General features: G+C 67.9%; 27 protein-coding genes. 7 read left to right on the plus strand and 20 right to left on the minus strand.

Features of this window, described 5'->3' with window-relative positions:
- Window positions 1-31: 31 nt before the first annotated feature.
- Together KEG38_RS06590 and KEG38_RS06595 are read right to left on the minus strand one after the other, a co-directional pair.
- Complete coding sequence (locus KEG38_RS06590) at window positions 32-559, minus strand: hypothetical protein (RefSeq protein ID WP_272418204.1); 528 nt, start codon at window positions 557-559, stop codon at window positions 32-34.
- A complete protein-coding gene (locus tag KEG38_RS06595) occupies window positions 556-1,131 on the minus strand; it encodes a hypothetical protein (protein WP_272418205.1) in 576 nt (191 codons plus the stop codon). The genes KEG38_RS06590 and KEG38_RS06595 overlap by 4 nt, the downstream gene beginning before the upstream one ends.
- Before the next feature lie 9 nt (window positions 1,132-1,140).
- Between KEG38_RS06595 and KEG38_RS06600 the strand changes: the two genes are divergently transcribed.
- Entirely contained in the window at window positions 1,141-2,568 is a 1,428-nt protein-coding gene (locus KEG38_RS06600) for a hypothetical protein (protein ID WP_272418206.1), read from the plus strand.
- A 14-nt stretch (window positions 2,569-2,582) separates the two neighbouring features.
- Here KEG38_RS06600 and KEG38_RS06605 read toward each other — a convergent pair whose 3' ends face one another.
- Window positions 2,583-3,221: a TetR/AcrR family transcriptional regulator gene (locus KEG38_RS06605; RefSeq protein WP_272418207.1), complete on the minus strand. Its 639-nt coding sequence runs from the start codon at window positions 3,219-3,221 to the stop codon at window positions 2,583-2,585.
- A 109-nt stretch (window positions 3,222-3,330) separates the two neighbouring features.
- Between KEG38_RS06605 and KEG38_RS06610 the strand changes: the two genes are divergently transcribed.
- A complete protein-coding gene (locus KEG38_RS06610; RefSeq protein ID WP_272418208.1) occupies window positions 3,331-4,053 on the plus strand; it encodes a Coq4 family protein in 723 nt (240 codons plus the stop codon).
- Window positions 4,054-4,057: 4 nt separating this feature from the next.
- Here KEG38_RS06610 and KEG38_RS06615 read toward each other — a convergent pair whose 3' ends face one another.
- The 8 genes from KEG38_RS06615 to KEG38_RS06650 all read right to left on the minus strand — a co-directional run bounded on the left by KEG38_RS06615 (window position 4,058) and on the right by KEG38_RS06650 (window position 11,216).
- On the minus strand, window positions 4,058-4,705 hold the full coding sequence (locus KEG38_RS06615; protein WP_272418209.1) for a hypothetical protein: 648 nt from the start codon (window positions 4,703-4,705) through the stop codon (window positions 4,058-4,060).
- 472 nt (window positions 4,706-5,177) lie between these two features.
- Entirely contained in the window at window positions 5,178-5,837 is a 660-nt protein-coding gene (locus KEG38_RS06620) for a hypothetical protein (RefSeq protein ID WP_272418210.1), read from the minus strand.
- A gap of 79 nt (window positions 5,838-5,916) precedes the next feature.
- Window positions 5,917-6,537: a hypothetical protein gene (locus tag KEG38_RS06625; protein ID WP_272418211.1), complete on the minus strand. Its 621-nt coding sequence runs from the start codon at window positions 6,535-6,537 to the stop codon at window positions 5,917-5,919.
- Between the two features lie 464 nt (window positions 6,538-7,001).
- On the minus strand, window positions 7,002-7,658 hold the full coding sequence (locus tag KEG38_RS06630; RefSeq protein ID WP_272418213.1) for a hypothetical protein: 657 nt from the start codon (window positions 7,656-7,658) through the stop codon (window positions 7,002-7,004).
- Window positions 7,659-7,755: 97 nt separating this feature from the next.
- The gene (locus tag KEG38_RS06635; protein ID WP_272418214.1) at window positions 7,756-8,316 is read right to left on the minus strand and encodes a hypothetical protein; all 561 of its coding nucleotides are present in this window, start codon (window positions 8,314-8,316) and stop codon (window positions 7,756-7,758) included.
- 253 nt (window positions 8,317-8,569) lie between these two features.
- Window positions 8,570-9,427 carry a hypothetical protein gene (locus KEG38_RS06640; RefSeq protein WP_272418215.1) on the minus strand — a complete coding sequence of 286 codons (858 nt, stop codon included), beginning with the start codon at window positions 9,425-9,427 and terminating at the stop codon, window positions 8,570-8,572.
- 105 nt (window positions 9,428-9,532) lie between these two features.
- Complete coding sequence (locus KEG38_RS06645) at window positions 9,533-10,165, minus strand: hypothetical protein (RefSeq protein WP_272418216.1); 633 nt, start codon at window positions 10,163-10,165, stop codon at window positions 9,533-9,535.
- Between the two features lie 190 nt (window positions 10,166-10,355).
- Window positions 10,356-11,216: a hypothetical protein gene (locus tag KEG38_RS06650; RefSeq protein WP_272418217.1), complete on the minus strand. Its 861-nt coding sequence runs from the start codon at window positions 11,214-11,216 to the stop codon at window positions 10,356-10,358.
- Window positions 11,217-11,387: 171 nt separating this feature from the next.
- Here KEG38_RS06650 and KEG38_RS06655 point away from each other — a divergent pair, with 171 nt between their 5' ends.
- Window positions 11,388-14,129, plus strand: coding sequence for an ArnT family glycosyltransferase (locus tag KEG38_RS06655; RefSeq protein ID WP_272418218.1), 2,742 nt, complete (start codon window positions 11,388-11,390; stop codon window positions 14,127-14,129).
- Here KEG38_RS06655 and KEG38_RS56395 read toward each other — a convergent pair whose 3' ends face one another.
- Entirely contained in the window at window positions 14,130-14,738 is a 609-nt protein-coding gene (locus KEG38_RS56395; protein ID WP_272418220.1) for a hypothetical protein, read from the minus strand.
- A gap of 101 nt (window positions 14,739-14,839) precedes the next feature.
- Here KEG38_RS56395 and KEG38_RS06665 point away from each other — a divergent pair, with 101 nt between their 5' ends.
- Window positions 14,840-15,193: a hypothetical protein gene (locus KEG38_RS06665; protein ID WP_272418221.1), complete on the plus strand. Its 354-nt coding sequence runs from the start codon at window positions 14,840-14,842 to the stop codon at window positions 15,191-15,193.
- On the opposite strand, the gene coaD is transcribed toward KEG38_RS06665, so the two are convergent.
- From coaD to KEG38_RS06685, 4 genes are read right to left on the minus strand one after another with little or no spacing between them, the layout of a single operon-like run.
- The gene (gene coaD / locus KEG38_RS06670; protein ID WP_272418223.1) at window positions 15,190-15,675 is read right to left on the minus strand and encodes a pantetheine-phosphate adenylyltransferase; all 486 of its coding nucleotides are present in this window, start codon (window positions 15,673-15,675) and stop codon (window positions 15,190-15,192) included. The two genes, KEG38_RS06665 and coaD, sit on opposite strands and share 4 nt — an antisense overlap.
- 3 nt (window positions 15,676-15,678) lie before the next feature.
- Entirely contained in the window at window positions 15,679-17,157 is a 1,479-nt protein-coding gene (locus KEG38_RS06675) for a tetratricopeptide repeat protein (protein WP_272418224.1), read from the minus strand.
- Window positions 17,158-17,183: 26 nt separating this feature from the next.
- Window positions 17,184-18,026: a 3'-5' exonuclease gene (locus tag KEG38_RS06680; RefSeq protein WP_272418225.1), complete on the minus strand. Its 843-nt coding sequence runs from the start codon at window positions 18,024-18,026 to the stop codon at window positions 17,184-17,186.
- Window positions 18,026-18,886: an SDR family oxidoreductase gene (locus KEG38_RS06685; protein WP_272418226.1), complete on the minus strand. Its 861-nt coding sequence runs from the start codon at window positions 18,884-18,886 to the stop codon at window positions 18,026-18,028. The genes KEG38_RS06680 and KEG38_RS06685 overlap by 1 nt, the downstream gene beginning before the upstream one ends.
- Before the next feature lie 188 nt (window positions 18,887-19,074).
- Between KEG38_RS06685 and KEG38_RS06690 the strand changes: the two genes are divergently transcribed.
- Complete coding sequence (locus KEG38_RS06690; RefSeq protein ID WP_272418227.1) at window positions 19,075-19,743, plus strand: HNH endonuclease; 669 nt, start codon at window positions 19,075-19,077, stop codon at window positions 19,741-19,743.
- A gap of 107 nt (window positions 19,744-19,850) precedes the next feature.
- Here the strand turns inward: KEG38_RS06690 and KEG38_RS06695 are convergent, their stop codons facing one another.
- Both KEG38_RS06695 and KEG38_RS06700 read right to left on the minus strand, forming a co-directional pair.
- Window positions 19,851-20,330 (minus strand): hypothetical protein, encoded by a 480-nt coding sequence (locus KEG38_RS06695; protein ID WP_272418228.1) that lies wholly within the window; start codon window positions 20,328-20,330, stop codon window positions 19,851-19,853.
- Window positions 20,327-20,788 carry a hypothetical protein gene (locus KEG38_RS06700; RefSeq protein ID WP_272418230.1) on the minus strand — a complete coding sequence of 154 codons (462 nt, stop codon included), beginning with the start codon at window positions 20,786-20,788 and terminating at the stop codon, window positions 20,327-20,329. Before KEG38_RS06700 ends, KEG38_RS06695 begins: the two co-directional genes overlap by 4 nt.
- A 78-nt stretch (window positions 20,789-20,866) precedes the next feature.
- On the opposite strand from KEG38_RS06700, the gene KEG38_RS06705 reads away from it, so the two are divergent.
- Together KEG38_RS06705 and KEG38_RS06710 are read left to right on the plus strand one after the other, a co-directional pair.
- A complete protein-coding gene (locus KEG38_RS06705; RefSeq protein WP_272418231.1) occupies window positions 20,867-21,514 on the plus strand; it encodes an AgmX/PglI C-terminal domain-containing protein in 648 nt (215 codons plus the stop codon).
- A gap of 15 nt (window positions 21,515-21,529) precedes the next feature.
- Window positions 21,530-23,134, plus strand: a complete 1,605-nt coding sequence (locus KEG38_RS06710) for a hypothetical protein (protein WP_272418232.1) — start codon at window positions 21,530-21,532, stop codon at window positions 23,132-23,134.
- Here the strand turns inward: KEG38_RS06710 and KEG38_RS06715 are convergent.
- Together KEG38_RS06715 and KEG38_RS06720 are read right to left on the minus strand one after the other, a co-directional pair.
- A complete protein-coding gene (locus KEG38_RS06715) occupies window positions 23,131-24,387 on the minus strand; it encodes a spinster family MFS transporter (protein WP_272418233.1) in 1,257 nt (418 codons plus the stop codon). The genes KEG38_RS06710 and KEG38_RS06715 overlap by 4 nt on opposite strands.
- 221 nt (window positions 24,388-24,608) lie before the next feature.
- Window positions 24,609-24,947 (minus strand): hypothetical protein, encoded by a 339-nt coding sequence (locus KEG38_RS06720; RefSeq protein ID WP_272418234.1) that lies wholly within the window; start codon window positions 24,945-24,947, stop codon window positions 24,609-24,611.
- Window positions 24,948-25,085: the final 138 nt, after the last annotated feature.

Below are 25,085 nucleotides of genomic sequence, written 5' to 3' on the forward strand. Positions count from 1 at the left end.
CCCGGAGGGAGAGGGGTTGGGGGTGAGGGACTCACTCCCTTTCGTCCTCGTCACCCAGAGACAGCGTTGCATCGAGCAGCTCGCCGAACGTCGCGGGACGGTGGGCGCGTGCAGGAGAGCCGAGCGCGACGAGCTCGTCCTCAGGCAGCACGCGCCGCACGACGTTCGGCCCCGCGGCTGCGTTCTGCTCGATGCGCACGCGTGTGCCCTCGACCGGCGTCTTTCGCTCCACGCCGAGCCAGCCGGCCTTGCGCGTGGGCGGAGGCTCGGCCGTGAGCCCGTCGATCTCCCAGGTCGAGTAGTCGTCGACGCGCTCGTCGCCGCGCGCATCGGGCACGCGCACGCTCGCGACCTTGCGCGAGGCCGGGGGGCGCTCCTCGGACTCGGGCAGCGGCTCGGCATCGGGATCGAGGATGCCGGGCAAGGCGTCGTCGAGCGGCAGCTCGTCCTTGAGCGAGCGCGGTTGTCGCGACGAAGCGGGCGGCACGAGGTCCGGCGTGGACTTCGAAACCTTCGTATCCGGCGAGCCGGGCCAGTCCTGGTCGTCGTCGTCGCTCAAGCGTCACCTCGGGAGGAGGGCCCGTCGAGCTCGGCGAGCACCTCGGCCCATACCGTGCCTTGCGCGAGCTCCGCGCGCATCCTCGCCGTTGCGCCGGCGTTGCTCACGAAAAACCGCGCGCGCGCCTCGATGCGCTCGATCCGCACGACCCGGGCGCTCTTGCCGCTCGCCATGGACAGCGCGCCTTCGAGCGCGATCTCGCAGAGCTCGTCACCGTCCGCGCCGAGCGGCGATCCCCCCACGACGAACACGAGCGCGCGGCCCCATCGCTCGAGGTCGAGCGCGCCGAGCCCCGCGAGCGCCCATGCGGCGGAGAGCTCGGAGAGCGCGGCTTCGGGGCTCGCGTCGAGCATTGCGCTCGTCAGGTCTGCGCCTTCGGGGGCGAGGCGTTTGGCGGCGGCGCGACCGATCGACTCGCCGAGGGCGCGGCCGAAGACGCGCCGCGCGGCGGGGCTCGCGCCGCCCCAGAGCGCCATGAGTGCGGAGGCGGGCACGACGAGACGCGCCTCTCCGCCGAGCCGCACGAGCCCTTCGGCGAGGTCGAACGACAAAGTCCCCGCGTTCGTGTACATACGCTACCCGTGTCGAGCGGCCTTCGGAGCCCGACGAGCTCGGACTTCATGGTTGTAGGGCGTCGCGCCGAGGGGTGTCAAATGGCGGCGTCGCGCTTGTTGCGCGTGCGCGCGCTCATCGGGTGGGCAGCCCTCCTGGTCGCCGCGGTTGCCGCCTCCGCGCCCGCTGCCGCCTCCGCCCCCGCTCCCGCTCGCCCCGCTGGTCCCTCGGTCCTTCCTGCCCGCGAGCGCCCGCCCGCCGCCTCGGTCCCCAGGGCCGCCTGTTCCTTCGTCGCGCCCGTCTGCGTCCACGCAGGCGCCTCCGTGGCCGAGGGCTCGATCCTCCGCGCGCTCGCCTCCGCCGAACGCTCTTTCCGCGCCATGGCCGCGCTCGGCTTGCCGCTCCCTTTGCCCGACGACGATCGCGGCGGCGATGCGCGGTACGACCTCTACCTCGTCGAGGACGCTCTCCCGCCGTTCACCGTGCCCGACGGCATTGCCACGGGTGGGGCCTGGGACCGCGCCGCTGCGTTTACCGTCCTGCCGCCGCCCGATCCTGCGGCCGGATGCGCATTCGACGCAACCATCACGCGCGCGATCGCTCATGCCGCCGTGCTCCGCCTCGACGCGGGCGCCGAGCCTTCTGCCATCGGCATGGCCTCCGCGGAGCTCGCCGCCACGATCGTCGATTGTGGCCTCGTCGATGCCGCCGCCGTTGACGATTTCCAGCGCGCTCCCGAGCGCTCGATCACCGCATTCGGAACACCCGACGAACCCACGGGCGCCTTCCTCTTCACGCGATTCCTCGACGAGAACTACGGCACCGGCACACCTTCCGGTGTCCTCTTTGGCCTCCTCGCCGTCGCCGGCCAGCGCACCGAGCCTTCCGCGCTTCATTTCGCCAACGAGCCCGACGTCTTCGACGCCTTGCGCAGCAATGCCCGGGCCCGCGAAAAACCTTTCGAGGACCTCCTCCTCGATTTTGCCATCGATCGCGCCTTCATCGGCTCACGAAGCGACGGCGGACACCTCGCGGACGTCGATCGGTTCGGCGATTTCGGCCGCGTGCGCTTCGAATGGTCCGTCACCTACGACACCCTGCCGCGCAGGCTCGCGCCGCTTCGACCGATCGAGCCGACCGGCGCGACGTACCTCTGGCTCGATTTGCAAGGCGCGCCCGAGGACGCCGAGATCACGTTCGCCGCGGACTGGGAGCTCGGCGTGTTTTTCCACTGGGCGCTCGTGAAGATCGATCGCACGGGCGCCGAGGCCGGCCGTGTGGTCCTCGCCGGCATCAACGGCGCGACCCATGAAGGCCGCACGATTCGCGACCTGCGTGGCCTCGCGGGTCTCATGGTCGTCGGCGTGAATGCAGGCAGCATCGACCGGAGCCACCCGTTCGACCCTGACGAGGGCCCCGAATTGCCCCGCGCGTATACCGTCACGCTCTACAAATGAGGAAGGGGCCGACTTCACTCGCCATCGAGGTGTCGCAGGAGCACGCGCGTCAGCCATGCACGGAAGCGCGCGCCCGCGTCGTCGTCGCCTTCGAGCCCGGCGTTCGCGAGCATCGTCCGCCCGAGGACCGATGAGCCGAGCAGCGCGAGCGCCGCGAGCACCACGACGTGCGCGGTGTCCTCGCGTGTCTTCTGCTTGAGACCCTTCTCGTTTCGCTTCGCCTTGCGCATGACGTGCGTCGCGTCGACGACGTCCGCGAGGCGCACGTCGACGGAATCGAACGGCTCGCCCTCGAGCGCGAGCCACATGAGCACGCGCCCGTGACCGCTCTTCGTCAGCGCGTCGAACACGGCTTCGAGCATCGCAGAAAGCTGCGCCTCGTCGCCGCTCGAAGCCTCGATCGCCTCGATGAGCTGCCGATGAATCGATGCGAGCGCGCGGCTACAGACCGCCTTCACGAGCGCCTCGCGGCTGCCGAAGTGGTGGAGCACCGTCGGGTGTGACACGCCGACGTCGGCGGCGACCTCCTGGAGACGGATGCCCGCGGGGCCGTTCGACACGAGGCGCTTCTCCGCGGCCTCGAGGATGAGCGCGCGCGCGCTCTCAGCGTCCCGACGAACGCGGGGTTTCGTTTCGCGACGCGAGGTGGACACGTCCCCAACGTCGCATGTCCTGGTGTTGCCGACAATCTTGTCGGTAGTTGTTGACAAGATTGTTCATAATGTACATCTTCCGGATCATCCCTGCTTCGGAGGTCTTCCCATGGCCAAGTCGCACGCCCGCATCGAGTTCGGTCGCGCTTTCCGCGCCGCCCGCACCCTCGCCGCCGATCCCGACGACCTGCCGCAGGTCTTCACCATCATCGAGGCGCTCTCGGGCGGCACGATGCAGCGCATCGCCGACCGCATGGCGAAGAGCGAGACGGGGCGAAAGCTGCTCGCCGAGCGCCCCGACATCGTCGACGTGCTCGTCGATCGCGAGGCGCTCGCCCGTCTGCCCGAGGGCACGCTCGGCCGCGCCTACTTGGCCTTCGTCGAGCGCGAGAACATTTCGGCCGAGGGCATTCGCGCGGCCGCCGTGCGCGGCATGACGGGGCGAACGCCGCTTCCCGAGACGGCCGAATGGGTGCACGCCCGCATGCGCGACACGCACGATCTGTGGCACGCCGCGGTCGGATATCAGGGCGACGTCCTCGGCGAGACGGCTTTGCTCGCCTTCTCCCTCGCGCAGACGAATAACCCCGCGATCGCGCTCATCGTCGCGATCGGCCTGATGAAGACGATCGGCAAACCCGAGGCGCGCCAGGTGATCCTCGACGGTTTCCGCCGCGGCAAGAAGGCGGCGTGGCTGCCGGGCCAAGACTGGGCGTCGATGCTCGCGCTCCCGGTCGACGAGGTGCGCCGCCGCCTCTCGCTCGAAGCGCCGCCGCGTTATACGCGGGTCAATAGCTCCGAGCTCAAAGCCGCCGCCGGCGCCGCCGCGTGACGATTCAGGTGACGATCGGCACGCACAAGCTTTGCGTGCTGTTGATCGTCCCCGCCGCATACCCGAGCACGCCTTGCAGGAAATACCCGGGCGGGCAGGTATCCGTGAACGGCACGCCGCCGACGCCGCCAAACGAGGGCTCGATGCTTCCGGGCGAGCCCATTTGCACCCAGGGCCGCACGCGGGCGCAGCGCACGCCGATGCGGTCGAGCGTCGTCGCGGCGCGGCCCCGGACGGCGATGACGGCCTCGTTTTGCGGGCATTCCGAGGAAAACTCGTCCCCCACCGTCCCCCCGATCATCGGCCTCTCATCCCGATTCGCGAACGTGCCATTCTCCAGCATTCGCGCACAAACCAGCCCGAGCGCGCTCACCGTCGTATCACTTCGCCCCCGAAGCCCGACCACGAGCTCGTCCTGCGCGCACGTCAATGCGTAAGGATCGCCGGTCGCGCCTCCACGCAGATCGAGGAGAAGCGGCGTGGTTACGTCGATCGTGTACGTGGCCTGGGCCTCGGGTGCCGGAAGCGGCGTCGGCGCGTCGGAATCGAGGGTGAAAAGAGCGGACGGCTCGGGAGCAGGCTCGCACGCGGCGAGGGCGAAGCACGCGGCGAGCGTGAGCAAGGGCTTCGCAGGGGAGGGAGGCGCGGGCATGGTGAGGGAGCGAGCGGGCAGCCGGTGTGCCAGGGGGGCGGGGCGGTGTTTGCGCGTGTTTCCCCGGTTTTCGTAGGCGTTTTGTAGCCGGAAACCAGCAAACACGAGGGTGGAACGCGTGGACCTGGCGAAGAATGCGCGCCGCGACGGTTCGCAGGACCCGTCCCTCCGGAAGGACGCGCGCTCCAAGGCGGGGGAGGACGTGGATGCCTGGAAGGACGACGGTTGCGACGTCGTGAAAGACGTGTCGTTTCGGCAGAAAACGTGCGCGGGCTGGTGTGGAGGGCGCGTCTCGGCGGAAGGATGACGTCTCCGCGCGAGCGGAGGGCGCGTCCTTCCGGAGGGACGCGTCCTGCGCCGTGTCGGAGGCGGCGTTCTTCGAGGTGGGGCGACGGCTGCGAGATGTAGAAACGCGAAATCTGGCGAGGGACGCACGTTGCGAGCGCCCGCGCGTCTCAGCGACCGGTCTTGCTCAGCCCTTGGGCTCTTTCGCTGCCCGCCGCCGGCCTTCCTTCAGAAAGAACGTCTCGGCGAGCGCGGGCCTTGCCTTGTAGAAATCGCGCAGACGACCGTAGGCGCTTTCGAGCTGCTCCCGGATGGCCCTCCGCGCGTCGAGCTCCGCCTGGAATGCGGCTTCGACCGCGTCCTCCGCGGCTTCCTCCGCCTCGATGGCCTTCTTGAACGCGTGGTGCGCCGCGTCGAACTTCGTGAGCATCGCGCTGACGAGCGGGTGACCGCTGAATTTGGCGATTCGATCCCGCAATGCATCCAGGGTCTTGAGCTGCGATGCCCCCTCGGGGTCGATCTCTTTGCCATACCCCTCGGGGAACACGGTGGCCCGCGCATTCAGCGTCTGGTCCTCGCGATCGACTTTGGCCAGGTCGCCGTCGATATCACGGATCACGTTCTCCAGGGCGATTTCCGCCGCGTCACTCGTCGCCGAGGCGGCGACCGCGTCATCCTCCGCGTCTTCATGAGCGCGCGCCTTCGCCTTGAGGTCGGCGAGCTTGAGGGACATCTCCTCATGGAGGTCGGCGTGGAGCTTCGTATTGCCCGTCTTGACCTTCGTGCGGTGATAGCCGCCGGTGCGCTTGTGGGCGGGGGTGCCGTCGGTGGGGCGAAGGCGACGCATGGGGGGTCCTTTCTAGGGGTTGAGGGTGGGGGAGCGTACGGAGGGGAGTAGGTGGGACGCAAGGGAAAAGTGGATGGGCCTACTCATCCGGAGGCGGCTGGCAGCAGAAGACTTTCGGCTTTGCGGGCTTGGCTTCGCCGTACGGCTGGCCTCCGCTGGGCACGCAGGCCCCAAGCTCGTTGACGCCCCACGAGGCCGAGAACGCCCCTAGCGATGCTCCTCCCATGACGGTGACGCACGCGACGGGATCACCCAGGCCGATCGCGTAATTCTCGAAGAGCGGCATCGGCTGCCCTCCGCAGACGGGATCTTGGAAAACCGACACCTGCGCAATGCACTGGTTGCCGAGCGGTTCGTCGCACGCGCACGGGGTGCACTGCCGCTGGTCGTCCACGTCCGCGTAGAACACGAGCTGCTCCGGGTAGGCCTCGGGGCACGTCGGGAGCGCGATCTCGTCCACCGGGTCCGTGTACACGATGCACTGCTGGAAGCCCGGAGGCGGGGGCTTGGCGGTTGGACTGCACATGAGGTCCGACGCGTCGCATCGCCCTTGCACGAGCCCGTCGCAAGCCCGTGCTCTCGTCGTCCACGAGAAGTCTCCGCTGGCCTTCGGGGGAGGCGGCACCTCGATGACCTCGCACGCGTCAGCCATCGGCGGAGGGATCACGACGGAGCCGAAGGTGCCAGGGTCGAGCGTCATCGGTGACGTACACGAACCGTCCCACGGCACCGGCGCCAGAAGATCCGTGAAAGTCGGCCCGCCGCAGAACTGCCCGGGAGAAGCTGCAATGCCCACCGGCAGCACGCACTCCGAGGGCCCGCACGTGCAGAGAGGGCAATCCGGGGACGCGACAAGCCCAGTGTTCCCGGTCCAATACTCGCCCTTGGCGTGATCGGGACAGCCCGGGTCCACAGCCGTAGCGTCTCCCGTCCAAAGGAGGAGCGGCTCGCGACGGAAACCAGCCGGGCCCATGGGAAGGCAATCTCCCGGGCACGGTTCTGGCTCCGGAGCCGGAGGTTTCACGACATGGCAGGGGTCTGAATGGCCCTCGTGGTCGACGTGAGTCCAATCCGGGTGAGGGCACGAGTACGCATTTGCGACCTTGCGCTCGCAGCCCATCGACAGCATCGCGACAGCCGCCAAGACACCAAGCGATAACGTTCTCATTTCGGCTCCTCCCCGGGCTTCAAGAGCGTCGGCAGCGTGATGGCGAAGTTGATAGACAGTGTGCCGAACAGCGGGAACGGCTCGTAGACCTGATCGGGTTGGTGGTCGATCATCGTGACCGGCACGCCCACCATCGGCCCACCCTCCAGCATGGGCTTGATTTTGAACCAATCGTTGATACGAAAATCAGCTCCGATTCCGAGCATCGGCAAAAAGTGGACATCGTTGGGGAAACCGCCGCTGGCGATGTTGTTGGCGCTCACGACGGTCATGCCTGCCATCGCGCCGGCGAGACAGAAGAACATGATCGACGCGTGTGTGCAGGCGCGAGCGGCAATACGAAAATGGGAGCCGCCGATCGGCGCTCCGAAAACCGCCTCCTTACGAACCGTCTGCGTGAACGTGACGTCACCGCCGAGCGAGAAGTACCGATGAATCCTGGCGTGCATCCCGACACGCCCGCCTATGCTGATCGGGTACGGGTGGGGGCCGCCGAGCTGAACCGCTGGCCCGATCTCAAACGCGACGGGCGTCGGGTAGAACGTCCGGTCCCCTGGATCTCGGTCCTTCGTTGGATCTGCTGCGTGAGCCTGGGAGGCGGTGAGCAGCGCGAGCCCCGCTGCACCGCCGGAAACGAACTGTACTGCCTTCATGACAGCCAGCGTACGCGGTCAACAACCGGGCGGTCAAGACGAAAGGTTTGCCCAAGGGTGCGAGGGCAAACCGGAGGTTCGTCCAGGAGTTTGCGAGCTACTGGGGCCGGCGTCGCACCCCCACACGATAGACCTCCTGGCCGTTACGGAGCTTCACGCGTTCGAGGGTCGTCTCGTATTCGTTTTCCTCGTCGGTGACGAAGACCGGCCCACGGCCGGCCGCGTGCGCGAGCTCGGCGGAGACGATGGTGGCGACGGAGAGCGCGCGTGGCTCGGTGATCGACTTGTACATCTCGCCCCAGGCGTCCATGTACCGGCTCCCCGGGCCGTAGCGGATATAGGGCTCGTAAATCGGCCCGGCGACCTCGTTGAGCCACCACGCGCCGCCGGTCGCCTTGCGCATGACCTCGCCGGTGTAGGCGATGAGGCCCGGGAAGAGGTTCGGGATTTCGAGGATCCGCTTCTTGGGGCGGACCTTCTTCAAGGCTTTGTCGACGAGCTGGAGGCTGTCGAAGGAGCTGTCGAGCGACTCGCGGGGGATTTTGATGATCTTGGCGAGCTCGTCGATGAGCGAGGGGACGGCCTCGACGAAATGCGGGCCTTGGGGGAGGTTGCCTTCGAGCATGTGGAAGGGGCGCTCGGGGGGGCGGTTTCGCATTTCCTCGAGCTTCTCCATGAGCTCCTGGCGAGACGCGTAGAGAGTGCTGCGTCCCCGCGGCCGCAAGCGGAGCAGCTCGCCGCGATCGGAGACGTATGCTTCCCAAAAACGGTCACAGTTCTCGGGGTCCCGTGTCCAATTCCCCTCGGCCAACACCGCCTTGGCCTCGGCCTTCGTGATGAGCCATCCCTTCGCCCAATCCTCAGGCGTAGAGCGTCGGCGCTTTCGCGGGTCATTCTCCATGACATTCCTCTCAATGCGGGCGGGTGTTGCCTGGCGTTCCGGGGTAACCGACGAGGCCGTCGTCGAGGATCGGTTTGTCGAGGCCCCGATCGCCGGCATCCCTGAGGTTGTCGATGTGGAACGACGAGCCGTACAGGGTCGCTGGGAGGCGTTTGGCCGGAAGGACGGCGTCGCAATTGTGGCACTGGGGCGGCGCCACCTTGAGCTTGCCGCCTCCCTCATCGACGACCCCGGAGACCCACATCAGGATCTGGCGGTGCGTGGCTTCCGTTTGGACCTCCGTGTTGAATGACGTGTCGCCGGTCACGATGAAGTAGAGCGAGGGGTAGGCCCGGTTGGGTCCTGTGGAGAAGGCCGCTTGCGAGGCTGCGAGCGCGTCCAGCATGCCGAGGATCTGGTACCGCGCGTAGTCGAGGCCGATGACCCCTTTGACGGCCTTGACCTCGATGAACGTGCTCTCCATGTGCGTGCTGATGACGGGCGGGAGCGCGCCATCGAACCCTTCGACGGCGCCGGTCACGCCGTCGGGGATCACGCTGCGGAAGCGACCGTCGGTCTTGTTCTGGCGCAGGGCTGATGGGAACGGCTTCCTGTTCGACGAGAGCACCTTCCCCCCCGGCAACGCTCCGAGCACGTCCCTTTGGAACTGGAGCCCCACGGCCTGATTGTACCGGATCCCCTCGTAGTGGTTGGGGTTCCCGTAGATCTGCCGCAGCTTCGCCGTCGTCACCATGTCGGAGAGCGCCGGCATGTCGTCGACCATGCACCCGGTCGTCGAGACGGCGATCACCACCCAGCTGAGCGCGAACATCACGAACCGCGCGAACCCCCTCCACGTCGCTTTGGCATCGCCAAGGGAGCGAGGCATGAAAAGCACTTCCCTGTCCGTCGTCCACCCCTCTGTCATGGTGTGCATTCTACAAGGTGGTGTGATTTCGCGTCTGTCCCTTCCGACCACAGATGCGAGGGTGAGCTACGGGGTCCGGCGTCGCACCCCCACACGATAGACCTCCTGGCCGTTAAGGAGCTTCACGCGTTCGACGGTTGTCTCGTATTCGTTTTCCTCGTCGACGTCGGTGACGAAGACCGGCCCACTGCCGCCCGCGTGCGCGAGCTCGGCGTAGACGATGGTGGCGACGGAGAGCGCGCGTGGCTCGGTGATCGACTTGTACATCTCGCCCCACGCGTCCATGTACCGGCTCCCCGGGCCGTAGCGGATATAGGGCTCGTAAATCGGCCCGGCGACCTCGTTGAGCCACCACTCACCGCCGGTCGCCTTGCGCATGACCTCGCCGGTGTAGGCGATGAGGCCCGGGAAGAGGTTCGGGATTTCGAGGATCCGTTTCTTGGGGCGGACCTTCTTCAAGGCTTTGTCGACGAGCTGGAGACTGTCGAAGGAGCTGTCGAGCGACTCGCGGGGGATTTTGAGGAGCTTGGCGAGCTCGTCGATGAGCGAGGGGACGGCCTCGACGAAATGCGGGCCTTGGGGGAGGTGCCCTTCGAGCATGTGACGCGGGACCTCGGGGGGGCGATTTCGCAACTCCTCGCGCTTCTGCATGAGCTCCTGGCGAGATGCATAGAGGTCGCCGCGGCCGCTCGACTTCACTCGAAGAAGCTCGCCGCGGTCAGAAACGTATGCCTCCCAGAGATACGGCTCGCAATTCTCGGGGTCCCGTGTCCAATTCCCCTCGGCCAAGAGTGCCTTCACCTCGGATTTCGTGACCGACCAGCATTGGGCCCAGCCTTTTCCGTTGGAAGGGCGACGATGACGCGGGTCCTTCTTCATAAGGCTCCTCTCAGTGGGGGCGGGTATTGCCAGGCGTTCCAGGGTGGCCCACAAGGCCGTCGTCGAGGATCGGTTTGTCGAGGCCCCGATCGTTGGCGGCGCGCAGCTTCTGAACGTAGAACGACGGGCCGGGGAGCGTGGGGGCGGGAAGTTGCTTTCCGGGGAAAACCGCGTCGCAGTTGAAGCACCAAGGGGGAGCCACCTGAAGCTCGCCGCCCCCGTGGTCGCGCACCGGGGATACCCACACCAGGATCTGGAGGGAGGCAGCACGGGCCCCGACGTCCGTTCCGATCGATGTGTCACCGGTTACGACGAAGTACAGCGAGGGATAAGCCCGATCGGGTCCTGTGGAGAAGGCCGCCGGCGACTTGGAGAGCGCGTCGAGCATGCCGAGGATCTGGTACTGGGCGTACTCCAGGTTGACGACCCCCTTGACAGCCTTGACTTCCACGAACGTGCTCTCGGGGTGGGTGCTGATGACCGGCGGGAGGGGTCCGTGAAACCCTTCGACCGCGGCGGTCACGCCGTCGGGAATGACGCCGCGGAAGCGCTCGTTGCTCGCCTCCTGGCGCCACGCCGAGGGGAACACCTTCCTGTTCGACGAAAGCACCCTCGGCCCCGGCAAGGCTCCCAGCACGTCCCTCTGGAACTGGAGGCCCACCGCCTGGTTGTACGTGATCCCCGTGTAGTTGTTCGGATTGCCGTAATACTCCCGCAACTTCACCGTCGTCACCATGTCGGAGAGCGCCGGCATGTCGTCGACCATGCACCCGGTGGTCGAACCGACGAGCACCACCCAGCCGAGCGCGCAGACCACGAACCGCGCGAACTCCCTCCACGTCGCTTTGGCATCGCCAAGGGAGCGAGGCATGGAAAGCACTTCCCTGTCCGTCGTCCACCCCTCTGTCATGGTGTGCATTCTACAAGGAGGTGTGATTTCGCGTCTGTCCCTTCCGACCACAGTTCCCGCGGTAGGAGAAACCTCCCCCTTTGCCCCCGCCCGCAGGCTTGCTAGTGCATGGCCTCCCCGAGCCCGCGAGCCATGAGCGAGATCAAGCAAGATCCGACCGACGAAGCCGACAAGGAAGCCGACCGGCCGGAAACAGAGCCGGCCGCGGAGACGGAGACGGAAGCCGGCCCGGACGCGGACGCGGAAGCGGGTTCGGAAGCGGACGCGGAAGCGGACGCGGAAGCGGAAGCGGACTCGGACGACCCCGACGCCGACGAATCCGACGAACCCCCCGCCCCCGAGCCTCTCCTCCGCCCTGGCAACCCTCTCCAGCTCGTCCGCGGCACCTCCACGCTTGCCACCGGCGCGCTCGTTGCCTTCCTCCTCATGGCGCTGCGCCCGCAGTACCGCGTCGGCGTTCCGCTCGGGTTCCTCGCCATCCTCGTCGCCACCTTCGGCCTCCTCGACCTCTGCGGCACCTTCGACGACCCCGACGACCGCGTCGCCAAGCGGCTCGCGCTCGCCGACCTCGTGGGGCCCCTCGGCCTCTTTGGCGGCTCCGTCCTCGGCCTCTTCGGCGCGGTCTCCCTCGCCGTCGCCGGCTACATCGGCCCCATCGGCGCTGGCCTTGCCGTGCCCGCGTGTTTTCTCGGCGCCGTCGCCTCCGTCTACCGCGTCGGCGACAAACTCGGCGCCTGGGAGAAAAATCCCGCCGGCAAACCCATCCCGCTCCTGCGCCGCCACGGCTTCTGGCTCGTCACGCTCGTCACGCTCCTCTACCTGCCGGCGCTCGGCAGCCATTCGCTCAGCGATCCGTGGGAGACCCATTATGGCGAGGTCGCGCGGGAGATCCTCGCGCGGAACGACTGGATCTCGCTCTGGTGGGCGCAGGATGGCTGGTTCTGGTCGAAGCCCATCCTCGATTTCTGGGTGCAGGCGCTCGCGATGGCGAGTTTCGGCGTCCGGTATCAACCCGGCGCCATGCTCTCCGCCGTCGCCGAGGGCCGCGAGCCCTGGCCCGAATGGGCCGTGCGTTTGCCGATCTTCCTGCTCACGCTCGTCGCGACGTATCTCCTCTACAAGGCCGTCGCGCGTGTGTTCGGTCGTCGCGCCGGCTTCCTCGGCGGCCTCGTGCTCACCACGATGCCGCAATGGTTTCTGGTCTCGCACCAGACCGTGACCGACATGCCCTTCGTCGCCACGATGTCCGCGGCGATGGCCCTCTTCCTGCTCGGCATTCACGAGGACGAAGAGCGCGAGGTGCGGGTCTACGAGGTCTCCGCGTTCGGCGCGAAATATCGCCTGTCCGCATATCACCTCGTCCTCGGCGTGATCATCGCCTGCGCATTGCCGCAGATCCTCTACCTGCTTTCGCGCAACGTCGAGATCATCCCGAACCCGTTTTCGCTGCGGTTCCACACGGACGCCTTCCGCTCCGGCTCGCCCATGAATTGTGGCTTGCCGGGCAACCAGCCCTGCGGCGACGCCTTCCCCGTGCTGAAGGGCCTCCAGCCCGCGCTCCAGGCGATCCTCTGGATCCAGGCGCTCGGCCTCCTGCTTTACATGTGCTGGGGCGAGCGGCGCGCGCAGCGTCTTTATTTCCTCGCGGCCTGGTTCTTCGCCGCCCTCTCCACGATGGCCAAGGGGCCCGCGGGTTTTGGTTTGCCCGTGCTCTGCGCCCTCGCGTACATCGTCGTCTCGCGCCGTTATCGGGACCTCCTGCGCCTCGAAATCGTCGCCGGCCTCTTGATTCTGCTCGCCGTGGCCCTGCCGTGGTTCGTCGCGATGTACGCGCGGCACGGGCAGCCGTTCACCGATCGGCTGCTCTTCCACGACATGTTCAAGCGCGCCTTCACGCACGTGCACGACACGAACGAGGGCGACGACGTAGGCTTCCGTTTCTACGTCTGGCAGCTCGGCTATGCGATGTTCCCCTGGACCGGCCTCGTGCCGGCGGCGCTCGTCGCATGGCTCCGGCGCCGCGAGGAGGGCGATCGCAAGAGCGACGCCTCGATCTTCCTCGCGATGTGGTTCCTCTTCGCATTCGCGCTCTTCACGCTGATGCTGACGAAGTTTCACCATTACATCATGCCGGCCCTCCCGCCGGCCGCGATGCTCACGGGCATTCTGCTCGACGAGATGGTGCAACGTTCGGGCGCGCGAAAGGTGACCGACGCATTCGCCGAGCAATACGAGCGAGTCCTCTGGGGCGCCTCTGGAATCGCGGGAGGCCTCCTCGTCTTTTTCGTGGGCCGTGATCTCATGGGCGCGCGCGAGGGCATGCTCGGCCCGGTGCGGCTCCTCCACCTCTTCACCTACAACTACAAGCGGGCGTTCCCCTCGACGCTCGATTTCCGGCCCGCGCTCCTCTTCTTCACCTGCGCCGCCGCTCTCTTCACGCTCGCCCTCGTCTGGGCCCGCGCCCGCCGCCACGTCGTCACGGGCCTCTGCGCCGTGTCCGTGCTCTTCGCCGCCTGGGGCATCGACGTGTACTTCGTGAAAACCTCGCCGCACTGGGGGCAACGCGAGACCGTGCTCGCGTATTACCGTGCCAAACAGGAGATCCCCGGGCCCGTCATCGCCTTCCAGATGAACTGGAAGGGCGAGAACTTCTACACGGGCAATACCCTCCCGGCCTTCGTCTCCAGCGGCAAGAAGTTCCAGGACTATGTCCTCGAGCAGAAGAAGAAGGGCGTGAAGACGTTCTACTTCATGACCGAGCACGGCCGCATGGGCTCGCTCGCGAACGAGCTCGGAGGCCCGCGCATCTTCGAAAAGCTCACGACGCCGGAGCTCAACAACAAGTTCGGGGTGGTACGCGCGACGTTCGAGTGATCAGGGACAAGCGTCGAGCGCGCTGATCGTCCGGGGCTTCGTCTGCGCCGTGGGCGACGCGCGCCATTGCTTGTAATACTGGCAAGCCGCGGCGTGGTCTTTCTGGGCGAGCGCGGTCGTCGCGAGGTGGAAGAGGACCAGATCGCCCGGCAAAATGCGGTACGCGTCCTCGAATCGACGCCGCGCCTCGGCGAAGTCCCCCCGATTGGAGGCGAAGATCGCCTCCTTGAAGGCACGTGCCGCGAGGATCTTCGGGGTCTCCGGACAGCCGTCCTCATCCTCGAAACCATCCCGGTTCTCCGGCTCGTCCGGGCACTTGTCATGCGCGTCCGCGACCCCGTCTCTGTCGTTGTCGATGTCGGGGCAGCCGTCATCATCCGCAAAACTGTCACGATCCTCGGGTTCGCCCGGGCAGCGGTCCGTGTCGTCGGGGATCCCGTCGCGGTCGGTGTCGTCAAGCTCGTCCGTGTCCTCGGACGCACCCTGCGCGCGCGCCGAACTGTTCGCGGCGGGCGCGGCGACCTCGACGACGGGGGTGGCAGAGCGCTCGGGCTGAGCTGCACAGGAGGCGCAGGCGAGCGCGAAGAGAAGGGACGAGCCGAGCCGCATGGAGGGAGTGTCGGCGCGACGCGGGGGCGGAGCAACAGGGTTTCCGTGGGCACCGTGCCCGGGGGCTGTCCCGTCCCGCGGCCTCGGGCTACGCTTCCTCCATGCGCTCGCGCGCCACGCTTCAGGATGCACGCTTCGAGCAGACCGATCCGCGGCGCCTCGTCGAGTACCACGATCCCGAAGAGTTCGACCGCATCGACTTCGCCATGCGCGCCCTCGACCGGCTCCGGCCGAAGCGGCTGCGCATCGCCGTCTACAAGACCGTGAGCGCCGTCCAGATCGAGACGGTGGAAGACTTGTCCCGCGAGGGCTACCGCATCGCGAGCGTGGGCATCCCGCCGCATGCGAGCCGGGAGCACATCGCTTATGCGCTTGCCGAGCTCGCGGGGGTCGCGTCGGTGCCGTACGTGGTGCGGACGCTGCTCGCGATGGAGCGTCCGAACCCGTATCGCTAGCGGCCGAACTTCTTGCGGAGCGCCTCGCTCACCGCGGGCGGCGCGTAATGGCTCACGTCGCCGCCGTGGCTCGCGATTTCACGCACGAGCGAGGCCGAGACGAATCCGTAATTCGTGCGCGTCGGCAGGAAGACCGTGTCGATGTGCGGCGCCATGTCCGCGTTCGCGTGCGCGATCTGGAGCTCGTACTCGAAGTCCGTCGCGGCGCGCAGGCCCCTCACGATCACGCGCGCGCCGACCCGCTCGCAATACTGGAAGAGCAGGCCCTCGAACGAGTCGACCGTGAGGTTCGGGATGCCCTTCGTCACCTCGGTCAGCAGGGCGAGGCGCTCGTCGAAGTTGAAGAGCGGGTTGCGCGTCGGGTGACGGCCGATCGCGATGATCACGCGGTCGAAGAGCTTCGCCGCGCGCTCCATCAGGTCGAGGTGCCCGAGCGTCGGGGGATCGAAGCTGCCGGCGTAGACGGCGATCGGGTGCTGCATGGCTCAGCGCTCCGGGGCCTTCTTCGGGGGCTTCGCGCCGCCGGCGGGCGCGTTGCCTCCGGGCGACGTGTTGCCTCCAGGCGCGAGGCCACCGCCCGGCTGCGGGACCAGGCCACCCGGCTGGCCGAGGCCCGGCTGCGGACCGAAGGGCGAAAGCGGATCGGGCATCCCCGGCATCGCGTCCTCGGGATACGGCTGCCCGCCGCCGCTCTCGGCCAGCATGCGCTGGATGAGCAGCCCCGTGTCCTCGAGCCACATGAGGCGGCCCTGATCGCCGAACGTCACGCGGAACGGCGCGAGCAGGCCCGTGCCGAGCACGCCGTCGATGTCGAGCGAGATCTGTCGCTCGATCTGGTCGACGGGCGTGCCGAACACGCCGGGCACCTTGGGCACGTCGAAGGCGCCGAGGCGCACCATCGGGACCACGCCCTCGCGCAGCTTCTGCTCCGGATCCTCGGCCACGATCTTGAGATCCTTCGCCACGGAGCCCGCCTTCTTCCAGCCGCCCTCGTCGAGCGCGAGCGGGAAGGTCATCGACGTGTCGAGGAGCAAGCTCACGGGCTCGCCACGCTCGCCGCCGAACTTGCCGCGCAGGATCATGCCGCCGCCGCGGATGTACGAGAGATCGACACGCGTCGCGTCGGGCGGCGGGGGCGGCGCGAAGCTGCGCGCCACGAACTGGTGGCCGTCGTAGTCGATCGTCGCGTGCAGGTGCCGGAGCAGGTTCACGCCGAGCAGCGCCTTGATCGGCGCGCCCATCTGCTTCGAGACACCCGAGAGGTCCTGCGTCAGCGCAGGCACGTCGTGCACCTCGAGCTTCTTGCCGAAGCGGAGCGAGATCCAGCTCGGCTCGGGGCGCGTCGCGCTGTCGAGCACGACCTCGGCGTTGCCCGTGGAGATCATCGCGAGCGCGCTCTCGCCGTCGATCTCGACCGGCACCACGAAGAACGGCGCGAGAGGGCTCACGTGCGGGAGCTCCACCGCGGCGAGCAGCGCGCCCGAGAGCGCGAACGGCGTGCGCCCCGAGCCGCGCCGCGCGAGCTTCGTGATCCCCTTGGCCCAGTCGTCGACGACGTCGGGATCGTTGAGCATCGCGTCGAGCTGATCGGCGGCGGCTTCGAGGTCGCCCTTGTACCAGAGCGCCCGGCCGCGCAGGCCCGAGGCCTCCGAGCCTTTGATGCCCTTCAAGAGGCGGAGCGTCTCGGCGTAGTCGAGTCGCGCGAGCGCGATGCGGGCCGCGAGCTTGCGGACCTCGGGGTCGTCGGGGACGATCGCGAGCGCCCGCTTGACGGCGTCGTGCGCGTCGTCGATGTCGGCGACCTTGAAGTCCTGCGTCGCGCGCTGGAACCATTTGTCGGCCGTGGCAGGCCGCGCATTCTGGAGCGTGCCCGCCGTGGGACACCCGGAAAGGAGCAGCGCGAGCGCGGCCGCGCCGAGGAGGGAGACGCGGCCCAGCGGCCGATCGGAATCTCGTCGAGACATACTGCTTCCCACGGACGTTTCGCTTTCTACTTTCCCGCTTCGCCGGGAGCTTCGATCAGCAGGATCCGATCGGCTCGTAGCTCCCTGCGGCTGCGCGAGGGAAGCAGATAGCCGAGAACCCGCGGAGGGTCGAGGTCCGTTCGCACGCTCGTCACGCAGAACTCGAGGTCCTCGGGCCCGCGATGGGCGGGGCGGTAGCGCAGACGCACGGGTCTCCCGATCTCGGCCGCCGCGACGGCCGCCGCCACGATGGCCGGACGCGCGTGGCGTTGTCCGATACGAACGTGCCAGAGATCCCGCGGCGTCGCGGGCGCGAGCACCTCTCGTATCTTCTTCCAGACCTCGCGCAGCGCGTGCACGTCGTCCTCGGCCCGGTGCGCGCGGGCCTGCGCCACGCCGAGGGAAGCGCAGAGCGATCCGAGCGCGTGCGTCGGCAGCGCGAAGGCGCGACGCGAGAGGACGAGGGTATCGAGGAAAAACGGAAACCGTTCGGGCCGCTTCGCCCGCGCGAGCTCCGCTTCCAGGAACGTCACGTCCCACGAGGCCGCGTGCGCGACGAGGATCCCGCCTTCGCACACGGCGAGCAGTTTGTCGGCGATCTCCACGAACGTCGGCGCGTGCGCGAGGTCCTCGCGCTGGATGCCGTGCACGTGGGCATTGCCGAACGTGCCGTCGTCGGGACGCACGAGCGTCGTGAGCGACGCCTCGACGCGGCTGCCGCGCGTGCGTTCGGCGCAGAGCTCGATCACGCGATCCGACGCGGGCCGGAGCCCCGTCATTTCCAGGTCCAGGAAGACGAGCGGCGCCTCGTCGATGGGATCGTCCCACGGCGATCCAGATGGCGGCCCGGCTGCCTCCGCGGTGGCCATCAGCCGCTCGACTTGGTCTTACCGCCTCGCATCATCGCGATGACGGGCTTGATCGTGTCGGGCTCCATCATGGCGATCTGGTTGAACGTGCCGCCTTCGGAAAGCCACGCGCCGCCATCGATCGTGATCACGTCCCCCGTGATGTACGCCGAATAATCACTCACCAGGAATGCCGCGAGGTTCGCGAGCTCCTCGTGCTCACCGTAGCGACCGAGCGGGACCTTGCTCTTGCCGATGCTGTCCATGCCTTCCGGCACGAGCGCCTTCCATGCGCCCTCCGTGGGGAAGGGTCCGGGCGCGATGCCGTTCACGCGGATCTTGTATTTCGCCCACTCGACGGCGAGCGAGCGCGTCATCGCCATCACGCCCGCCTTCGCCGACGCGCTCGGGATCACGAAGCCAGAGCCCGTCCACGCGTACGTGGCGAGCATGTTCAGGATCACGCCGCCCTTGCCCGCCGCGATCATCCGCCTCCCTGCGGCGAGCGTCGCGTGGAAGGTGCCGTTCAGCACGATGGAGACGACGGCGTTGAAGCCGTTGGGGCTCAAATCTTCCGTGGGGCAGAGGAAGTTTCCGGCCGCGTTGTTGATCAGGATGTCGATCGATCCGAACGTGCGCTCGGCCTCGGCGACCATGGCCTCGACCTCGGGGAAGTGCCTGACGTCACAGCGCACCGCGAGGGCTTTTCCGCCGCGCTCGCGCACCTTTTCGCATGCGGGTTCGATGTGCCCGGGGTCGCGGCTCGTGAGCACGAGGTTCGCACCGAGATCAGCGAGGCCGAGCGCCATGGAGAGTCCGAGGCCCGTGCCACCGCCGGTCACGATCGCGGTCCTGCCTTGCAAGCATCGCTCTTTGAACATGCGGAGCCTGTAAGCGATGGAGAGCGCGGGGCAAAGACCCGCGGCCGGGGGCGCTCTTTTTTTCGTGCGGGGGGCCGCCAGACCGGGCCATTTGTTGCTACATTCAGGCTGTGCCAAGGCCTGAGCTCTCCGAGCGATTGGGGGCCTCGCTCCTTTCGACGAGCCCCTCGGATGTTGGTGACGCCGACATGGTGGGCGGGCACGATGAGCTCGACGGTTCGTTCGAAATCGACGACGACCTCACGCTCGCGAACCCGACGCTCCTCCATCCCGAGAGGCGGAGCCGTGATCCGCTGACGTTGCCGGTCCTCGCGCTCAACCGGCATTTTCATCCTGTCCAGGTGACGACCGCACGCCGCGCATTCCTGCTTCTCTTCGGCGGCGCCGCGCACGCCATCGACGAGGTCGGCGAGGTCCACGATTTCTCGTCCTGGCGCGGCTTGCCCGTTCGCGACACCGACGACGGCCTGCCCATCGTCGGCGGCTCGCTGCGCGTGCCCCGCGTCCTCCACCTGCGCCGCTACGAGCGCGTGCGCCGTCCGACGGTGCGCCTGTCGCGCCGCAACGTGATGCTGCGCGACGCGCACCAGTGTCAGTACTGCTCGAAGCGGCCGCCCGTGCGTGACCTCAACATCGATCACGTCGTGCCGCGATCGCGCGGCGGCGTCGACTCGTGGGAGAACCTCGTCACCGCGTGTCGCCCGTGCAATTTGCGCAAAGGTCGACGCACGCCGGAGGAAGCGAGCATGCGCCTTCTCCGCACGCCCACGGCGCCGCGCTGGTCGGCCTCCATGCTCCTTTTGCTCGGCCGACCCGAGCCGTTCAAGGAGTGGGAGCCTTTCCTGAAGTCGGCTTGAATCAGCGCGGATACGCGCTGCGAGATCGCGAAGCGAACTCGCCTCGGGGGGTGAATCGGCCGGGCTTCGCCAGGCCGAGAGGGGGACGCGAGGCGTCCCCCTCGGGACTAAAGCTCGTGCCGCGTGCGCACTTCGAGCGTGACCGCGAGCTCGAAGCGCTCGCGGGACTGCGTCGTCGGGAACCTGAGCGCCGCCACGATTCGCTCGAGGCACGCGCGCGCGTCGTCCGTGCCGTAGGTCGTCGCTTGTTGCGAGGTCACGTCGAGCGTCGCGCCGTCCTCCTCGATCCCGAGCTTCAGCGCGATCACGCCCGTCGAATCATCGGGATCGATGCACGCGAGAAACGCGGGCTCCGCGTCGCGCAGCACCGCACGCACCGCCTCCACGTCGATCGCCGCGTCGGAGCGCACCGAGACGACGTCGACGGCCATGCCAGAAACCGGCGCGCGTGCGCCTTTCGCCGCGATCTCGGCCGTGGGTTCCACGACTTCGACCGGGCCGCGTTCGTCCGGACAGCCCACGAGCGCCATCGCCATCGCGAAGAACACCGCGGCTTCCGGGACTCGATGCAGACCTCGTCGCCTCACTGGGTCAGTACAAGCGTCCCTTCTTCATTGCAGTATGCCACGAGGTTCCAGCCTTCTCCGCTGCAAAGAAAAAAATCCAAGCAATCGGTCAGGCAAACGGTTTCGAAGCACTGCTCGGCCGCGACCGCAGGACAGTCCGGGTTCTGCAGGTCCGGCTTGCAGCCGGTGGTCTCGCCGGTATGGTCAATCACAGGTTTGGCGCAACCATCGGGGGAGACGCCGGCGTCCGGGTCCTGGCCGCCGCCGGGGCAGGCCTCGGCGAGGCGCCAGGCGCCGTCCACACAATCGTAGAGGGCCGCGCAAGTCTGGTCGTCGCACGTTCCACCGCGGCCGACGGGGCAGCCTTTCTCGGGGATCTGACCACACGGACGAACCTCGTAGGCGTCGCCGCACGCGGCTGGGAGGGCAAATGCGAGGGGGATCACGAGGAGTGCAAGCTTGGCGGGGAGCCTACGCATGGCCGAAGGATGGTCCGGCGCGCGCGTCCGGGCGAGGTGACGCACGGGAAGGAGGCAGGATCGGGTAGGATGGCCGCCATGCGAGCCTGCGCGACAGCCTCCTTCTTCGCGACGTTGAGCCTCACTTTCGCGGCGCTGTTTTCGGCGTGCGCGAGCGGATCGCCTCCCGAGGCGAGTTCGCCTGAAGCCTCGCCGGACAAAGCCGCGAGCGGCGAGACGGCAGCGCCGAAGGAAGAGGCGAAGCCCGGGCAAGGCGCTTCTCCGGCCGATCAAGGCGCGGGCGCGGCTGCGGCGCCTCCGCCTGCGCCGCGCAAGGCTCCGGAGAAGGCGTCCGACTGCAAGGACATGCTCGCGGAGATCACGAACGAGCCGCCGGCGAGCGGCGTCGTGATGAACAACGCGCAGACCGCGGGCGACGCGGGCGCGAGTGATCGCTTCCAGCCGATGAGCGACCTCATCAAGTCGAAGCGTGATGCGTTCCGCTGCTGCTTCGATCTCTGGGCGAAGAACAACCCGGGACAGAAGGGCAAGGTCGCCTTCACGTTCGAGCTCGCGCCGGACGGTCGGCTCAAGGAGGCGAAGATCAAGCGCGAGGACAGCGACATCACCGCGCCCGAGATCGAGAGCTGCATGCAGGACGTGGCCAAGGGCCTGACGTACCCGAAGTCGCCGAGCGGCAAGGACACGATCTTTACCTATCCCTTCGAGTTCAAGGCGCGCCGTTAGGCGCCGGACGAGCCCTTGACGAGCGATTCGAACCCTCCCACACGCGGCCAGGGCCTGGGCGGCGCGAACAACGCGTACGTCGAGCTTCTGCGCGACTCGCGAGGCCTGCGTCGTGAGCAACGCGAGGCGCGCGACGCCTGGTTCTCGAAGCTCGCCGAGAAGCAGAAGGACGAGATCCTCTTCGAGCTCGAGATCCTGCTGAAGGGCCTCGCCTGCTTCGCGAACCCGCGCAACCACCCGGGCTCGGGTCGTAGACAAACGATCGTCAGCCACGACTTCCGCGAGCAGCTCGCGCACGCGAAAGATGGCATGGCGCGCGTCGTGCAACTCGCGCGCATGATGCTCGGCGAGCGTGATCGCGCGTTCGTGTTCCAGCGCTACCTCGAGACCGTGCTGCCCGAGGACAACTCGCGCACGCGGCTCGTCTACGCGACGATGGCGCAGGAGTCGCCCGAGGCGGCGCTGTTCCTCTTGCGGCAGGCGTTCACGAACCTGATCGAGACGGGCACGGCGATGCTGCGCCTGCCGCGCGTGAGCTACCGCGTCTTCTACGCGCACCTCTCGATCACGATGCGCGAGATCACGCAGAGCGCATTCTTCAACCCGCTTTCGGCGCTCGAGTTCCGGCCCGAGTTCGATCGCATCGGCTCGTCGGCGGTGCTCGAGCTCATGCAGAACGTGAGCGGCGAGCACCCGCATCGACTCGTGGCGCTCACGTTCCTGTCGCTCTACCGCATGCTTCGGTATCTGCGGCTGCTCGATGCGATCGCGCTCGATCACACCGATCGTCGCGTGGCGGGGCGCGCGTACCTCGTGCTCGCGGTGCTGCGCAGCGACGGGCGCGCGCTGTCGAACTACCTGCGCAGGCGATCGGGTGAGCTGCTCGCGGAGGGGTTCAGCCGGGAGCTCGGGCGCGTGGGCGCGGCGGACATCGCGGCACGGCACGGCGCGCTCGTCGCGGAGGGGCAGAGGCTCTCGGCGATCAAGGACGCGCTGCTCACGGTGTCAGCGAGTCTGCGCATCGAGCTCCGACGAATCTTTGAGCACGAACTACCTCCCGCGGACGCGAAGCTCACGGAGCAGGATCTGCGCGCGCGGATTCAGGGCGCGACGGCGCTTCTGCGGCCGGCGATCGAGCTCTGCGTGCTCTTCCTCGGGCGCGCGCTCGGGGCGACGCTCGAGGAGGGGCGCGTCTTCGAGGACGTCGGCGTGCGGCGCGGGACGATCGCGCGCGTGCGGCAGAACGTGTGGATGTTCGCGCAGATCACGCGCGCATTCACGAGCAAGCTCCGGCACGCCGATCCCACGAGCGACCTTTGGGCCGTGCCCGAGAGCTTCGGCTTCGTGCGTGACTTCCTCGGCTACTTCCGCGCGATGGGCTATCCGCTCGTCGTGCTCGGCGACTACCCGCGCGCGAAGGACCTCGTCGCTTCGCTCGCGGCGCTGCGCGACGCCGATCTGCTCGACCCGACGCGCCTCGACACGGCCGCGCGTGAGTGCGAGGCCTTCTACGATTTTTCGATCCAGCTCTTCGAGCGCATGTCGCAACGCGAGCTCGCGGGCGTGCCGTTCGATCGTCCTTCCGCGGCGCGATCGCTCCGGCTCTACCTCGGCGACTAGCGGGGCGAGGGAACCGGGTTTTTCCGGCGCGCGCCGACAAACCAGAACGCGGCCGAGAGCGCGAGCGCGACGGGCAGCGTGAGCATGCCCCAGAAGAGGCCCGTGCCCGACGTGCACTGCGCCTTCGAGTCGCCGAACGCGTCGCTCACCGCGCCGACGATCGGAGGCGAGATCAGATCACCGAGCAGGTGGATCAGGAAGATCGACAGCGCCATCGCGCTCGCGCGTCGATCCTCGGGCACCGACTTCAAGATGGCGAGGTTCGTCGGGGCCATGCTCGCGAACACCGCGAGCTCGCAGACCCCGAGCAGCGCGAGGAAGCTCGTGGACGAGCGTGCGAAGAGCGCGAGGACGGCGACCGGCGTGGCCACGGCCGAGGAGATCGCGCAGACCCAGAGCGCCGCGCGCACGCGCTCCTCGCCCGGCACGCGCTCCGCGACGAGGCTGCCGATCGCGGTGCCGACGAGGCCCGTGAGCACCGTGAGCTTGCCGAACGCGCCGTCGGCGACGTGCAGATCGAGGCACAGCCTTCGATAGAGGAACGGCACGGCCCACTGCACGAAGCCGCCGAGCGCGAACGTCTGCGCGATGTAGCCCGCGACCGTGAGCACGTACGAGCGGCTTTGTGCGAGCGCGCGTGTGTCGTCGAGGAAGCTCGCGACGACGCCGCGATCGTCCTTCTTCTGTGCGAGCGTGCGTGGTGGCTCGTGGAGGAGCAGCGCGACGAGCGCGAGCAGCACGCCGGGCCCACCTGCGATGTAGAAGGCGTTGCGCCATCCGTAGCGCTGCTCGAGCAAGCCGCCGAGGATGAAGCCGAGCGCGGAGCCCGCGGGGATGGCGACGTAGAAGACGCCGAGCCATCGGTTCTTCTTTTTGGCGGGTGCGACGTCGTCGATGATCGTGGGGCTCAGGGTCGCGTAGCTCGCCTCGCCGACGCCCACGACGACACGCGCGGCGAGCAGCGACGCGAGCGCGCCTGCGAGGCCCGAGGCTGCGGTTGCGGCGGACCAGACGAGCACGCCGGCGGCGATGAGGGCTTTGCGCGGGAACCTGTCACCGAGCCACCCGAAGACGGGGCTCGTGACGAAGTAGCCGAGCATGAAGGCGCTCGTGACGAGGCCGAGCTCCTTGTCGGAGAGCCCGAGGTGTTCTTGAATGCGCGGTCCTACGGCCGTGACGACGAAGCGGTCGACGTAGTTCAGGAGGTTCAGGGCCGTGAGCAGCGCGAGGATCGCGCGCGGGCTCTTGATCACGGGACGAGACTACGGAAAGAGGCGCACAAAAACACGAATGGACGTGCGGTGCGTTCCGACGTCCATTCGGTCTAGGCTCTTCGATGTCTCTACCGCGACGGGTCGAGCTTCTTCGGGGCACATCATCCCTCGATCTTTGTCGAGGCCCCGACTCCCGCGAGGCGGACTCGAAATCCGCCTCCGGGAGGGCTGCGAAGAGCGTTGCGAGCTAGCTACCGAGCCTATTCCTCTTCGTGCGAGGCGGCGGGAGCGGGAGCCGGCGCGGACTTGGGAGCGGCGGGCTTGGCGGCGGCGCGGCCCCGTGGAGCGGCCGACTTCTTGGCCGGCGCGCGCTTCGTGGCCTTCTTCGCCGTGCGCTTCGTCGTGGCGGCGGCGCGCTTCTTCGCGGGGGCGCGCTTGGCGGCCGTCTTCTTCGCGGGGGCGCGCTTGGCGGCCGTCTTCTTCGCGGCAGCCTTCTTCGCCGGCTTCTTGGCGGCCTTCGTGGCCTTCTGGGCGGCCGGCTTGGTGGCCTTCTTGGTCGCCTTCTTCGCGGGCTTCTTCGCAGTCTTCTTCGCAGCCATCTGAGACCCTCCTGATTGGCCGCCTCGCTCTCGCTCTCGCTATGCGCTTTGCCTGAGTCGCGAGCCCCGAGACAACAGATGTTGCACGACGTATATTGCCACGCATGGTGACGGTCAAGGAAATTCTTGCAAGGCCTG

The organism is Polyangium jinanense (assembly GCF_028435265.1).
GTDB lineage: Bacteria > Myxococcota_A > Polyangia > Polyangiales > Polyangiaceae > Polyangium > Polyangium jinanense.